At 67.9% G+C, this 14,201-nt stretch carries 14 protein-coding genes; 6 read left to right on the top strand and 8 right to left on the bottom strand.

What is annotated here, in order from left to right; all coding sequences use genetic code 11:
• Positions 1–27 precede the first annotated feature (27 nt).
• Complete coding sequence (locus tag AB4850_RS34285) at positions 28–819, top strand: DODA-type extradiol aromatic ring-opening family dioxygenase (protein WP_414443790.1); 792 nt, start codon at positions 28–30, stop codon at positions 817–819.
• Between the two features lie 110 nt (positions 820–929).
• Here AB4850_RS34285 and AB4850_RS34280 read toward each other — a convergent pair whose 3' ends face one another.
• Positions 930–2,528 (bottom strand): APC family permease, encoded by a 1,599-nt coding sequence (locus AB4850_RS34280; protein WP_414443789.1) that lies wholly within the window; start codon positions 2,526–2,528, stop codon positions 930–932.
• A 433-nt stretch (positions 2,529–2,961) separates the two neighbouring features.
• Here AB4850_RS34280 and AB4850_RS34275 point away from each other — a divergent pair, with 433 nt between their 5' ends.
• On the top strand, positions 2,962–3,165 hold the full coding sequence (locus AB4850_RS34275; RefSeq protein WP_206128639.1) for a cold-shock protein: 204 nt from the start codon (positions 2,962–2,964) through the stop codon (positions 3,163–3,165).
• Positions 3,166–3,421: 256 nt separating this feature from the next.
• Here AB4850_RS34275 and AB4850_RS34270 read toward each other — a convergent pair whose 3' ends face one another.
• From AB4850_RS34270 to AB4850_RS34260, 3 genes are all read right to left on the bottom strand, one after another.
• A complete protein-coding gene (locus AB4850_RS34270) occupies positions 3,422–4,681 on the bottom strand; it encodes an Hsp70 family protein (protein WP_414443788.1) in 1,260 nt (419 codons plus the stop codon).
• 243 nt (positions 4,682–4,924) lie between these two features.
• Complete coding sequence (locus AB4850_RS34265) at positions 4,925–5,527, bottom strand: nitroreductase family protein (protein WP_414443787.1); 603 nt, start codon at positions 5,525–5,527, stop codon at positions 4,925–4,927.
• Between the two features lie 173 nt (positions 5,528–5,700).
• The gene (locus AB4850_RS34260) at positions 5,701–6,984 is read right to left on the bottom strand and encodes an MFS transporter (RefSeq protein ID WP_414443786.1); all 1,284 of its coding nucleotides are present in this window, start codon (positions 6,982–6,984) and stop codon (positions 5,701–5,703) included.
• A 167-nt stretch (positions 6,985–7,151) separates the two neighbouring features.
• Here AB4850_RS34260 and AB4850_RS34255 point away from each other — a divergent pair, with 167 nt between their 5' ends.
• On the top strand, positions 7,152–7,769 hold the full coding sequence (locus tag AB4850_RS34255) for a TetR/AcrR family transcriptional regulator (RefSeq protein ID WP_414443785.1): 618 nt from the start codon (positions 7,152–7,154) through the stop codon (positions 7,767–7,769).
• A gap of 291 nt (positions 7,770–8,060) precedes the next feature.
• Complete coding sequence (locus AB4850_RS34250) at positions 8,061–8,636, top strand: DUF1415 domain-containing protein (protein WP_414443784.1); 576 nt, start codon at positions 8,061–8,063, stop codon at positions 8,634–8,636.
• A gap of 221 nt (positions 8,637–8,857) precedes the next feature.
• On the opposite strand, the gene AB4850_RS34245 is transcribed toward AB4850_RS34250, so the two are convergent.
• The 4 genes from AB4850_RS34245 to AB4850_RS34230 form a co-directional block, all read right to left on the bottom strand.
• A complete protein-coding gene (locus AB4850_RS34245; RefSeq protein ID WP_414443783.1) occupies positions 8,858–9,703 on the bottom strand; it encodes a class I SAM-dependent methyltransferase in 846 nt (281 codons plus the stop codon).
• A 94-nt stretch (positions 9,704–9,797) separates the two neighbouring features.
• Positions 9,798–10,925, bottom strand: coding sequence for a methyltransferase (locus AB4850_RS34240; RefSeq protein WP_414443782.1), 1,128 nt, complete (start codon positions 10,923–10,925; stop codon positions 9,798–9,800).
• Positions 10,926–11,054: 129 nt separating this feature from the next.
• On the bottom strand, positions 11,055–11,546 hold the full coding sequence (locus AB4850_RS34235) for an LEA type 2 family protein (RefSeq protein ID WP_414443781.1): 492 nt from the start codon (positions 11,544–11,546) through the stop codon (positions 11,055–11,057).
• 297 nt (positions 11,547–11,843) lie between these two features.
• The gene (locus tag AB4850_RS34230) at positions 11,844–12,773 is read right to left on the bottom strand and encodes a LysR family transcriptional regulator (protein ID WP_414443780.1); all 930 of its coding nucleotides are present in this window, start codon (positions 12,771–12,773) and stop codon (positions 11,844–11,846) included.
• Between the two features lie 181 nt (positions 12,774–12,954).
• Between AB4850_RS34230 and AB4850_RS34225 the strand changes: the two genes are divergently transcribed.
• Positions 12,955–13,932, top strand: a complete 978-nt coding sequence (locus AB4850_RS34225) for a quinone oxidoreductase family protein (protein WP_414443779.1) — start codon at positions 12,955–12,957, stop codon at positions 13,930–13,932.
• Between the two features lie 32 nt (positions 13,933–13,964).
• A complete protein-coding gene (locus tag AB4850_RS34220; RefSeq protein ID WP_206128650.1) occupies positions 13,965–14,117 on the top strand; it encodes a DUF1427 family protein in 153 nt (50 codons plus the stop codon).
• Positions 14,118–14,201: the final 84 nt, after the last annotated feature.

The following is a 14,201-nucleotide window of genomic DNA, read 5'->3' as shown; positions in this document are numbered from 1 at the left end:
AACCAATCCGACATCGAGGTCCCCACCATGAACCGCCTTCCGTCGCTCTACCTGTCCCACGGCGCGCCCACGCTGCCGATCGATCCCGCCCTGCCCTCCACCGCGTTCGCGCATCTCGGCGGCGAGCTGCCGCGCCCGAGCGCGGTGCTGATGCTGTCGGCGCACTGGAATACGCTCGCGCCGGCCGTCAGCGTCACCCAACGGCCCGAAACGATCCACGATTTCTACGGCTTCCCGCGCGCGCTCTACGAACTGCGCTACCCGGCGCCGGGCGCACCCGAGGTGGCCACGCGCGCGGCCGGCCTGCTGGATGCGGCCGGCATCGCCACCGCCACCACCGAATACGGCCTCGACCACGGCGCCTGGGTGCCGATGCTGCTGATGTTCCCGGAAGCGGACATCCCGGTCGCGCAGTTGTCGATCCAGCCGCGTGCCGATGCCGCGCATCACTTCCGCGTCGGCCGTGCGCTGCGCGCGCTGCGCGACGAGGGCGTGATGGTGATCGGTTCGGGCCAGATCACGCACAACCTGCGCGAAGCCGATTTCGGCGCCACGCCCGAGGACGCCGACCCGCGCGTGACGGAGTTCACCGGCTGGTTCGAGGACAAGCTCGTGCGGCGCGACATCGATGCGCTGCTCGACTACCGTGCGCAGGCGCCGCACGCGGTGCGCATGCACCCGACCGACGAGCATCTGCTGCCGGTGTTCGCGGCGCTCGGCGCGGCCGACGACGACTACCAGCTCGGCATCCAGTCGCTCGGCACCTACCAGCGCGTGCTGGCGATGACGAACTACGTGTTCGCGCCCGGCTCGGCCTGAAGCCTGAAGCCTGAAGCGAGGCGGGCGAGGCCCGCACGCCACGCCATGAAAAAACCCCGCCCGGTTCGCACCGGGCGGGGTTTTGCTTGGTACCGCGAGAACGGTGACGCTTACGCGCCGACGTTGTCGAGGATCTCGTCGTGCGATGCGCGCTCGTCGAGGTATTGCGTGCGGTAACCCGTGTTGACGCCCCAGAAGTAGAACGCCAGCGAGATCGCCGCGACGATCAGCATGTCCCAGCCGTAAGGCAGGACGCCCGAACCGCCGAACTCCTTGCTGCCGATCAGCGACAGCACGGCCATCGTCGGCAGGTAGGCCACCAGCCACCAGGCCGCCTTCAGATCGGCGCCCCAGCCGCCCCAGCCCGACTTGGCCTGGAAGTAGAAGTACACCGGCAACGCGACGACCATCAGCAGGATGATCTCGCCCGTCAGCGGCCACTTCGCCCAGTACAGGATCAGCGAGGCGCACACGAACGCGAACGGCGCGATCAGGCTCATGCCGGGGATCTTCAGCGGACGATCGAGATCGGTTGCGGCGCGGCGCAGCGACATCAGGCTGATCGGGCCCGTCAGGTACGAGATCACGGTCGCGACCGAGATCACCGCCGCCAGCGAGCTCCAGCCGCGGAAGAAGAACAGGAACACGAACGACACGAGCAGGTTGAACCACATCGCGTTGCGCGGCACGCCGTACAGCGGGTGCACGTTGCCGAACATCTTCGGCATCGTGTTGTTGCGCTCCATCGCGTAGATCATCCGCGTGGTGGTGGCCATGTAGGTCGTGCCGGTGCCGCTCGGGCTGATGAACGCGTCGACGTACAGCAGCACGGCCAGCCAGTTCAGGTTCAGCGCGATCGCCAGTTCTGCGAACGGCGAGGCGAAGTTGAACTGCTTCCAGCCCTTCGCGACTTCGGCCGGATCGACCGAGCCGATATAGGCGATCTGCAGCAGCACGTAGATCACCAACGCGAGCAGGATCGAGGTGATCACCGCGAACGGCACGCTGCGCGCCGGGTTCCGGGCCTCACCGGCCAGGTTCACCGGGCTCTGGAAGCCGTTGAACGCGAACACGATGCCGCTGGTCGACACGGCCGTCAGCACCGCCGACCAGCCGTAGGGCGCGAACGCGCCGCTGGTGGCCATGCCGAGGTTCTCGGAGTGGAAGCTCGTCAGCATCAGGCCGAGAATCGTCAGGCCCGGGATCAGGAACTTGAACACGGTGATCGCCGAGTTGGCGCGCGCGAACAGCTTCACGCCCCAGAAGTTCAGCATGAAGTACACGATCACCAGCACCGCGGACAGCAACAAGCCTGGTGTGGTGAGCGACCCGTCGACGAACAGGCTGTGCGCCCATTCATACGGCCAGGTGCTCATGTACTGGATCGATGCCTCGGCCTCGATCGGGATCACCGAGACGATCGCGATCCAGTTCGCCCAGGCGCTGATGAAGCCGACCAGCGAGCCGTGCGAGTAGCGCGCGTAACGCACCATGCCGCCCGACTCGGGGAACATCGCGCCGAGTTCGGCGTACGCAAGTGCAATCGCCAGAATTACGACCGCGCCGATGATCCAGGCGCAAATCGCGGCGGGACCGGCGATCTTCGAGGCTTTCCAGGCCCCGAACAGCCAGCCGGAGCCGATGATCGACCCCAGACCCGTCAGCATGAGCGCGATCGGGCCGATGTTCCGTTGAATAGAACTATTCACAACTTCTCCTATGTCTCTCAAAAAGCCTTGTCATGACCCTGCCGAAGATCGTTCGACAGGCGCCGCGCCGGCATATTTGGTAGGCGGTTGCCCTGCCCGGGACAACCCGCCCGTGCGGCGCGTAGTGTAATACGGTTGCACCTCCCTCATGGCGGCAAAATCGATCAGCCCCTACAAAAAAATGAACGTCTCCGCAAGCTTTGTAAGCGTGATTCGTGGTATTTCTCAGGGTTTCCCCAGGAAAACGGGATATACAGTTGACCTGGGCTGCGAATCGACGTATAAAGCCCAAGCAGGATTTCAAGCGGCGAGTGAACAGGTTCTTTCGTAGTTCGCCCATCAACGGTACTCCGGTCGGCCCCATTACCCCCTTCCTTGATTTTCATGCACCTCCCGGGCGTTTCGCCCTGTCTCACATTTTTAGGAACAAGTTATGGCAACCGGCACCGTCAAGTGGTTCAACGACGCAAAGGGTTTTGGTTTCATCACGCCGGAAGGCGGCGGCGACGATCTGTTCGCGCACTTCTCGGAAATCCGTGTCGACGGTTTCAAGACGCTGCAAGAAAACCAGAAGGTTGAATTCGAAGTGAAGACGGGCCCGAAGGGTCTGCAAGCTGCGAACATCAAGCCGGTCTAAGTTCGCGCGATATCTTCGCCTGAATAAAAAACCCCGCCTCGGCGGGGTTTTCGTTTTATACGGCCCGAATTCGCTTCAGGAAAAGCAAGTTCCGATCGGCGAACATCGCTTCGCGTCGGAACGGCCGCCCGCAGTGCAGCGCGATGGCCGATGACATCGAATCGTGTCAGTGGGCATGGCATGCGAACGGGCGCCGCAGCGCCCGTCAGTCGCAATTCGCGCTCCCGCCCGGGCCTCTGTCGGCCCGGCCGGCGGATCAGCCGAACAGCCGGCGCGCGTGAATCCCGAGGCCCGTCGCCACGCTGGCGAGACGGTCGCCGAACACCGGCTCGGCATCGGGGAACGCTGCCGCCAAGGCGCTGGACAGGAACGCCAGGCCGGTCGAACCACCGGTGAAATACAGCGCACCCACGTCACGCGGCGCGATGCCCGCCAGGCGCACGGTTTCGCGCGCCGCCTCGACGATGCGCGCCGTGTCGTCCACGCTCGCGGCGACCAGGCTGGCCGAATCGAACGCGAGCTGCAGGTGCTCCTCGACATCGTGCAGGTCGATCATGGTCTCCCCGCCCGCCGACACGCCGATCTTCGCCTCTTCGGCACGCGCCATCAGCGCATGGCCGAAACGCTGCTCGACCACCCGCACCAGCCGCTCGAACTGGCGGATCTCCACGTACAGATGCTTCATCAGCTTCAGCTCGGCCAGCCGCTTCGGCGTGTAGACCGTGTTGATCAGATGCCAGGTGGCCAGATCGAAATAGATCCGGTTCGGCAACTCGCGCCCTTCCGGGTCGAGCGAGCGGTAGCCGAAGGCCGGCATGATCGACGCCAGTTCGACGCGGCGGTCGTAATCGGTGCCGGCCACGTGCACGCCGTGGTGGCCGAGCACGTCGTCCTTGCGTTCGAGCCGCATCATGCGCTGCGGGCCGACGCGCACCAGCGAGAAATCCGACGTACCGCCGCCGATGTCGGCCACCAGCACCAGCGATTCGGCCGGCTGGCGCGACTCGTAGTCGAACGCCGCGGCGATCGGCTCGTACTGGAAATGCACATCCTTGAGGCCGACCGAGCGCGCCGCCGCCGCCAGTTGCTGCTCGGCCAGACGGTCGGCGCGCGGATCCTCGTCGACGAAGAACACCGGCCGGCCCAGCACCGCGCGATCGATCGCGCTGCCCGCACACGCCTGCGCCTTCAGCTTCAGGTGCTGCAGGAAGATCGCGATCACCTCGGTATAGACGATGCCGCTGCCGTCGCCGAGATCGGTGGTGGTTTCGGCGAGCGGCGAGCCGAGGATGCTCTTCATCGAGCGCATCAGGCGGCCGTCGAAACCGTCGATATAGGACGCCAGCGCGGCCCGGCCGAACTCGCGCGTGCCTTCGTCGTTGTTGAAGAAAATGGAGGTCGGCAGCGTCCGGTACTCGCCTTCGACGGGCGCAAGCCGCATCGCCCCCGCGTTCGCCGGGTCGGGCAACGCAACGGCCGAATTGGAGGTGCCGAAATCGATCGCGCAATAGGTCATGGAGGCAGAGGCGCCGCCGGGGCGGGCATGAAGCGGAAAGGGGGGGTTTTTATCACAGAGCGCGGGCCGCTACAACGGGCGCGCGGGCAGGAAATCGGGGCCGGGTCGGTCAGCCTGTCCCGCCATGAAAAACGCGCGCCGCCGTTCGGGATGACGGCACGGCGCGCGCGGCGGAAATGCCCCTCGCGGCGCGGCCCGCAAAAGGAGCCGCCGCAAGCGGGCGCGGCGTTCGGCCGCTCGGGCTCAGGCACCCGTGTAGGGCACCTTCCAGCCGTCGCGATACACCACGTCGCCGATCGCATTGCGCGTGCGCGGCGCGCGCTCGCGGTCGCGCAGCACCGGGTCGAGCTTGTCGGCGTCGCCGTAATGACCGATCGAGATCAGCGCGACGATCTCGACGTCGGCCGGCACCTCGAACGCCGCGCGGAACGCCTTCGGGTCGAAGCCGCTCATCTGGTGCGCGGCCAGGCCGAGCGCATGCGCCTGCAGCACCAGCGCCATCGCGGCGGCGCCCGTGTCGTAGAGCGCCGTCGTGCTCGGCTCGCCCTTCGAGGTCAGCGTGTGCGCCGTCACGGCGATCAGCACCGGGGCCGGCGCGTTCCAGGCCTGGTTGAACGGCACCAGCGTGGCGAACGCCTTCTTGAACGCAGCCTCGTCGTGCGTGCGGTCGAACACCACGAAACGCCAGGGCTGCGCGTTGTAGGCCGACGGCGCCCAGCGCGCGGCTTCCAGCAACGCGTGCAGGTGCTCGCTGCTGATCGGTTCGTTCGAATAGGCGCGCGGGCTCCAGCGCCCCGCGAGCAGATCGTGGATCGACACAGCGGTGGGTGCAGGTTTGACGGACATGCGATTCCTCGTAGTCGAAAAAGGGGCACAGGCCCCGAAGAACCGCAAGGATAACCGTTCGTTGCATCGCGCGTACGTCGGGCTTCGGGATTGCAAATCGCCGCGCGAGAAATCGTGTGCCGGCGCCGCACGCGCCGCCCGGCCGGGCGCGCGCACGGCTGCCCGGCGATCGTTCAGGCCGCCTGCGGCAAATGGCTCACCTTGCCGCGCTTGATGCGCAGCACGATCAGCGCGCCGACGATGCACAGGCCGCCCGAGATCATCGACGCGAGCGTGTAGGTGCCGAGGCTCGCGCGCAGCAGGCCCGCGCCGAGCGTGGCGAACGCCGCGCCGAGCTGATGGCCGGCCACGATCCAGCCGAACACGATCGGCGCCTTGTCCTTGCCCCAGATGTCGGTGGCGAGCCGCACGGTGGGCGGCACGGTGGCGATCCAGTCGAGGCCGTAGAACACGGCGAACAGCGGCAGCCCGAAGAAATCGATGCCGAACGCGTGCGGCAGGTAGATCAACGACAGCCCGCGCAGCCCGTAATACCAGAACAGCAGCACGCGGCTGTCATAACGATCCGACAGCCAGCCCGACATCGTCGTGCCGAACAGATCGAAGATGCCCATCGCGGCCAGCAGCGACGCGCCCTGCACCTCGCTCATGCCGTAGTCGCTGCACATCGCGATCAGGTGCGAGCCGATATAGCCGTTGGTGCTCGCGCCGCAAATGAAGAAGCTGAAGAACAGCAGCCAGAAATCGCGACGCCGGGCGGCGCTGAACAGCGTGCTGAACGCGGTGGCGAGCGGGTTCTGCCTGGAGGCGGCCGGCGCGGGCGGTGCGTCGTCCGGTTCGCCGTAGGGGCGCAGTTGCACGTCGGCGGGCCGCTCGGGCACCAGCAGGATCACGAGCGGCACCACGATCGCCAGCGCCAGCGCCACCACCAGCACCACCGGGCGCCAGCCGTGCGCCTGCGCGATCGCGGCCAGCATCGGCAGGAACACCATCTGGCCAGTGGCCGAACTGGCCGTCAGCATCCCCATTACCAGGCCGCGGCGCGCCACGAACCAGCGGTTCACGAACGTGGCCGACAAAGTCAGCGCGGCCACGCCGGTGGCGCTGCCCACCATCACGCCCCAGATCAGCATCATCTGCCAGGTGGCCGTCATCATCGACGACAGCGCCACGCCGGCCGCCATCACCACCAGCGCGGTGAGAATGGTCGGGCGCAACCCGAAGCGCTGCATCGCAGCCGCCGCGAACGGGCCGGTCAGGCCGTACAGCGCGATGTTGATCGAGATCGCCAGCGAAATCGTCGCACGGCTCCAGCCGAGCTCGTGTTCGAGCGGCACCATCAGCACGCTCGGCGTGGCCCGCGTGCCGGCCGACGCAAGCAGGACCAGGAACACCACGGCCGCCGCCACCCAGCCGTAATGGAAGCGCCCGCGGGCGCTCGCTGCTATCCACTTCATCCCGAACCACTCCCGTTGCGGCCGCGCGGCGATCGCCGGCATTCCGATGCGTTGATGCGAAACCGGCGCGTTACCGGCCGGTCACAAGAGCTTGCGATCGTAGTTACCGACCAGTAACATGTCAAGCGCCGTTCAAAATTCACCCGCTTCTGCCAAGGTCATTGCCGATGAGCGCATCCTCCACCAAATCCGCCGCCGCGTCGCGCCGCTCGCCCACCTCGGGCGCGAGCGCGCACACGCAACTGATCGACGCGGCCGAGCAACTGTTCTATCGGGAAGGCGTGCGGGCGGTCGGCATCGATGCGGTGGTCGAGCGGGCCGGCGTCAACAAGATGAGCCTGTACCGGCAGTTTTCGTCGAAGGACGAACTGGTGCTCGCCTATATCGAGCGCAAGAACTGCAACTACTTCGACCGCTTCGACCAATTGGCCGAGCAATTGCCCGGCGATCCGAAGGGGCAACTGCTGAAGTTCGTCGACGATCTCACGCGGCGCAGCGCGGCGCCCGATTACCGCGGCTGCCCGTTCGTCAACGTGGCGGTGGAGTTTCCCGACGCCGCGCATCCGGCGCGCGTGTCGGTGGCCGACAACAAATCGGAGCTGAAGCGCCGCCTGATCGCGCTGGCCACCGGCGCCGGCGCGCGCGACCCGCTGCTGCTGGCCGACAGCATCGCGCTCGTGATCGAGGGCATCTACACGGCGAGCCAGAGCTATCGCGCCGACGACAGCCCGGTCGGCAGCGCGCCGCGGCTGGTGCGCGCCCTGATCGACGCGGCTTGTGTTTGAGGCCTGCGTTTGAGGCCTGCGTTTGAGGCCTGCGTTTGAGGCGGGCGACTCGAGGCGGGCGACGGGTGGCGGCCGGCGGGAATGCATGGATCGGGGCGCGGCGGATTCCGCCGGGAAACCACTGGCCGCGTTTCGAAACCGGGTCGAGACGCGCATCGGCCGCGATCGGATCGAGCATCGAGCGCTCGGCCGCGCATCGGCCGCGATGCCGCAGCCGGCCGCGCGCCCCGCGAAACCGCCGCATCCCACCCGCTACAATGCCGGCTGCTCCGCCCGCTCCGCCATCACGTCATGACCGATCCCCGCCAAACCGTCCTCGACACCACGCGCCACTGGCTCACGCGCGCCGTGATCGGCCTGAACCTGTGCCCGTTCGCCAAGGCCGTCCACGTCAAGGATCAGATCCGCTACACGATCAGCGAGGCCACCTCGTTCGAGGACGCGCTCGCCGATCTCGAACCGGCACTGCGCGAACTGGCCGAAGCGGACCCGGACGAGGTGGATACCACGCTCGTGATCTACCCGGCCGCGCTGGCCGATTTCGACGAATTCAACGACGCAATCCATTTCGCCGACCGCCTGCTCCAGCAATTGCGGCTCGACGGCGTGCTGCAGATCGCGAGCTTCCATCCGCATTACCGGTTCGACGGCAGCGAGCCGGACGACATCGAGAACTTCACGAACCGCGCGCCGTATCCGATCCTGCATCTGCTGCGCGAGGCAAGCCTCGACCGCGCCGTGGAAGCGTTCCCGGACGCGGCCGACATCTACGAACGGAATCAGGCGACCTTGCGGCGGCTCGGACATGCGGGCTGGCAGACGTGGATGGCCGGCAGCGATGGCGACCCGGAGAAGGCCGGCGACTAAGCGCCGGCGCGGGAAGCGGATAGAGAAGCAGCGAAGGTAGGAGAAACGACGCGGCAGGCGAGCGCGCCCGGGGTTCGGCGTTTCGGCGTTTCGGCGTTTCGGCGTTTCGGCTTTCGGCTTTCGGCTTTCGGCTTTCGGCTTTCGGCTTTCGGCTTTCGGCTTTCGGCTTTCGGCTTTCGGCTTTCGGGCTTTCGGCTTTCGGGCTTTCAAGCGCCCAGCGTTCAGGCGTCGGCCGCCTCGGGCGCGAAAAAGCGCGCATCGAGCTCGGCCAGCCCGAACATCGCGAGGATCTCGCCCAGGCGCTCGCCGGCCTTGCGGCGCGGCAGGTTTTTATACTGCGCGACGATCAGTTCGTTCTTCATCGAGTGCTCCCAGCCGACCAGTTCCGTCACGCTGACCTGGTAGCCGTGCGCCTCGAGTTGCAGGCAGCGCAGCACGTTGGTGATCTGGCTGCCGAATTCGCGCGTATGCAGCGGATGGCGCCAGACTTCGGTCAGCGCGTTGGCGAGCGATTTGCCCTTGTTCTTGCGCAGCACGCCGGCCACCTCGGCCTGGCAGCACGGCACCAGCACGATATGGCGCGCCTGCTTGGCCAGCGCGAAGCGGATCGCGTCGTCGGTGGCGGTGTCGCAGGCGTGCAGCGCGGTCACCACGTCGATCGACTCGGGCAGCTTCGGCGACGTGATCGAATCGGCCACCGACAGATTCTCGAACGACATCCCGCCGAAACCGAGCCGCTTCGCCAGCGCGGTCGAGCGCTCGACCAGCTCCTCGCGCGTCTCGATACCGTAGATATGCGAACCGTCGGCCGGGCGCGACTTGAAGAACAGGTCGTACAGAATGAAGCCCAGATAGGACTTGCCCGCGCCGTGATCGACCAGGCTCACGCCGCCCTTGTCGGCGGCGACGTTCTCCAGCAACGGCTCGATGAACTGGTACAGGTGATAGACCTGCTTGAGCTTGCGACGGCTGTCCTGGTTCATCTTGCCGTCGCGCGTCAGGATATGGAGCTCCTTGAGCAGCTCGACCGATTGCTCGGGACGGATTTCGTAGGTCTTGTTCGACATGGTGCAGGCGGCCGGCCCGCGCCGCGAAAGCGGCCCGAACCCGGCGGAATACGGATGGAATGGGCGCAGTTTACCGAAATTCGCGCGACCGGCCTCAGGCGCGTGCGCCGAGCCGCCAGAGCGAGGTGATTTCGGCCGAGCGGGCGCGGTGCAGCGGATCGTCGGCGTCGGCGGCTTTCGGATGGACCGGCTTGATGTCCTCGCGGCCCAGCACGGTCAGGCCCGCCGCGTCGATCCAGCCGAGCAGCGCCTCGCGCGTGCGCAGGCCCAGATGCTCGGCGAAATCGGACAGCACCAGCCAGCCCTCGCCGCCCGCTTCGAGGTGATCGGCCAGCCCGGCCAGAAAACCCTTCAGCATGCGGCTGTCCGGATCGTAGACGGCATATTCGATCGGCGAACTGGGCCGCGCCGGCACCCACGGCGGGTTGCAGACCACCAGCGGCGCGCGGCCCTCGGGGAACAGGTCGGCCTCGACCAGCTCGACGCGCGCGGCCAGGCCGAGCCGGTCGAGGTTCTCGGCCGCGCAAGCCAGCGCGCGCGGATCGAGATCGGTGGCCACCACGCGGGCCACGCCGCGCTGTGCCAGCAGCGCCGCGAGCACGCCGGTACCGGTGCCGATATCGAAAGCCAACGCGGTGGACGGCAGCGCCGCGCGTGCGATCAGTTCGACATATTCGCCGCGCACCGGCGAGAACACGCCGTAATGCGGATGGATGCGCCCGCCGAGCGCCGGAATCTCCACGCCCTTCTTGCGCCACTCGTGCGCGCCGATCAGGCCGAGCAATTCGCGCAACGACGCCACCGACGGCTCGCCACCCGTGCCATACGCTTCGACGCAGGCCTCGTGCAAATCGGGCGCGCGGCGCAGCGCAATGGTGTAATCGGCGTCGAGCGGGATCAGCAGCATGCCGAGCGTGCGCGCACGCTGCGACTGGCCGAGCCGGTGCAGGTTGAACGCGTCCACCGACGAATCGGCCGCCTTCTTCGGCCGGCGGTCGATGCGGCGCGCCATCGCTTGCAGCAACTGCCGCGCGTTCTGGAAATCGCCCTGCCAGAGCAGCGCCGTCCCTTCGCAGGCGAGCCGGTACGCGGCGTCGGCCGTGGTCGTGTCGTCGGCGATGGCGACGCGCTTGGGCGGCGGCGAGCCGGCCTCGGAGCGCCAGCGCAGCGTGCGCTCGGCGCCGTTCGCGTCGATGAAATGAAGGGTCGGATAGTCGGTCACGGCAGTCGGCAAAAGCAATCGGGTAAAACGAAGGTGCGCGGCGCGCACGCCGGATTATCGCTCGCCGCGAGCCGTTGGCCCAAGCGACACGATGCAGCGCAGCAAGACGACGCGCCGCCGCCCGCTACTTCAGTAACCGCCGTAAGCCGGTGCGACCGGCCATTTCAGCGAGCCGGCGTCGGTAAAGCGCATGCCGCCGAACACGCCCGACGACAGCTTGCCGCGCAACCGGTATGGAATCCGCCCGGCCGAGGCCGCGTCGGCGAACGCGAACGCCTGGCGGGCCGCGGCGAACGCCGTCACCGTGATCGGCACGCTGACCACGACCTCGCCGAAGCGCGGCACGGTGCCGCGCGCGTCGCTGACGCCGCTTGCGAACGCACGATCGTTGAGGTCGAGATCGAGCGCGATGCCGTCGTAATCCACCGGCGTGCCGTTCGGGTTCTGCACGCGCAGCCGCAGCGCGAAGCGCATCTCCAGCCCCTGCCCCGGCAGCGGATCGAGGCCCACCACGCCGACCCGCAGCGGATCGCCGCCCAGCGTCGCGCAACCGCCGAGCAGCAACGCACCCACCCCGACGCCAATCATTCCAAGCCAACGCACCGCATCGCGACGCCGCATCGTCCGTCCTCCGTCGTTGTGAACCGTTCGAACCGTACCCGCACTGGACCCGCGCACCGCCCTGGAGTTCCGGGTTGCCGGGGGTTCGACCGGACCTCGCTCATTTGCCGCCGCATCCACGCGCCGGCTCGGCATTCCGGGGCACCGGCCGTTCGGTCAGAACTCATCCATTTGCAGCCGCACCAACGCGCCGGCTCGCAATTCCAGGGCACCGGCCGTTCAACCCGACCTCGCCTATTTGCCGCCGCGCCCGCACGCCGTCGTGGAGTGACGGGCCATCGGCCGTTCGCCCCGGCCTCACCCGTTCGACGCCGCATGCCGCCAGGCCGGCTCGGCGAACCAGACGCGCAGGAATTCGACCAGCGCGAGCGTGCTTGCGCTGCCGCCCGATTGCTGGCGCAGCAGATGGATCGTCGCGTCTTCCGTCACGGGCGCCGCGCCGTCGATTTCCAGCGCGACCAGCAAGCCGTTGCGCAGCGCGGCGCCAGCCAGCCAGGTCGGCAAATGCGCGATGCCGATGCCCTCGATCGCGGCCGCCAGCAAGGCCTCGGAATGGTTGCTGCGGAATCGCGGCGCGTCGGGCGCCACGCGCCGCGCGCCGAACCGCCACGCGCCGGGCGGCGGCGAGCCGTGCCAGGCGAGGCAATCGTGACGCGCCAGTTCGTCGAGCGAAGCCGGCGCGCCGCGCGCGGCCAGGTAGGCCGGACTCGCGCACAGCACGCGCACCTGCGGCGCGAGCGTGGTGGCGACGAAGCGGGAGGCCGCCACCGGCCCGATCCGCAACGCCAGATCGACGTCCGAGCCGAGCCGGTCACCGGGCAGGTCGACCATGCTGTCGGTCAGCACGAGCTCCACCACGATCGCCGGATGACGCCGCATGAACGCCGACACGGCCGGCATCAAATGCAGCCGCCCGAACGGCGCCGGGCAGTCGATCCGCACCAGGCCGCCCGGCTCGTCGCGCTGCCGGTGCAATTCGGCCTGCAGGCCGCGCATGCCGGCCAGCAGCGCCTTGGCGCGCTCGTACAGCAACTGGCCGGCCTCGGTCGGCCGCATCGCGTGGGTGCTCCGGTGCAGCACGCGCACGCCGAGCTGCGCCTCCAGTTGATCGATGCGCCGCGCGACCGACGAGGTGGCCACGTCGTGCCGCCGCGCCGCCGCCGAAAAGCTCTGCAACTCGATCACGTCGACGAACACGGCCAGATGCGGGGAAAGAATGGATTCCATGAAGAGATCGTCCGGAAACGGTTCGAGGCCTGGCGTGACCTTCGCATGCCTTTGCGTGCCTTTGCGTGCCTTTGCGTGCCTTTGCGTTTCAAGCAAAGCGATGATGCGCCTTTGCATATTTCCGTGTCAACGCGGCGTGCCTAGACTGGCATCCATTCACTGACCACCCAGGAGTTCCGCCATGCAACGCATCGTGCTCGACACCGCCGCCCGCGACATCGAATCGCTGGTCGCCCCGATCCAGGACGCCCCCTCGCCCGTCGTCACCGACGGCCAGATGCTGATCGACATCCACGCCGCCGGCGTCAACCCGAGCGACGTCAAGGCCGCGCTCGGCAACATGCCGCACGCCGTCTGGCCGCGCACGCCGGGCCGCGACTGGGCGGGCGTGGTGCGGCTCGGCCCCGCCGACTGGGTCGGCGCGCAGGTCTGGGGCTCGGGCGGCGAGCTCGGCATCCGCCGCGACGGCTCGCATGCGCAGCAAATGCTGGTCGAGGCCGCCCAGGTGCGCCGCAAGCCGGCCGCGATGTCGCTCGACGAGGCGGCCGGCGTGGGCGTGCCGTTCATCACCGCCTACGAGGGCCTGCGCCGCGCGGGCATGCCGCAGGCGGGCGAGGTGGTGCTGGTGTTCGGCGCGAACGGCAAGGTCGGGCAAGCGACGATCCAATTGGCCAGTGCGCGCGGCGCGCGCGTGATCGGCGTGGAACGCACGGCGGGCGCATATCGCGGCCATGCCTGCGGCGCGGTGACGGTGCTCGACGCCTCGAGCCAGGACATCGCCGCCACGGTGCGCGAGATGACCGGCGGCCACGGCGCGGACATCGTCTACAACACGGTCGGCAGCCCCTACTTCGCGGCCGCCAATGCCTCGATGGCGATCGGCGCGCGCCAGATCTTCATCTCGACGCTGGAGCGCAGCGTGCCGTTCGACATCTTCGCGTTCTATCGCGGCCAGCACACGTTCGTCGGCGTCGATTCGCTGGCGCTCGACGGGGTGGCCTGCGCGCGCATCCTCGACGAACTGGCGCCCGATTTCGAAACCGGCACGCTGCGGCCGTTCCCGATCACGGCGGATCACGTCTACCCGCTCGACGGCGCGCACGACGCCTATCGCGCGGTGCTGGCCGGCGCGCGCGAACGCGTGCTGATCCGTCCGTGAGCGGCGCGGCGGCAGTCAAGGGGAGACGCAAGATGATTGACTACGCGGTGTCGATGGGAGTGGGACTGGGGGTGGGCGTGCTGTACGGCGTGTTGAACGTGCGCTCGCCGGCCCCGCCGCTGATTGCCCTGATCGGGCTGCTCGGCATGGTGATCGGCGAGACGGCAGTTCGCTGGTTGCGGTGAGGGGTCGTGCGGTGACCGGCCGGTTGGCTGGTTCGATTGGCGGTTGGCTCGGCGGTTGGGTCAGCCGTTGGGTCGACCGTTTGC

It is taken from the genome of Burkholderia sp. 22PA0106, from assembly GCF_047497155.1.
Classification (GTDB): domain Bacteria; phylum Pseudomonadota; class Gammaproteobacteria; order Burkholderiales; family Burkholderiaceae; genus Burkholderia.
The sequence above is the reverse complement of the archived record's forward strand: the minus strand, read 5'-3'. Positions and strand labels throughout refer to the sequence as shown.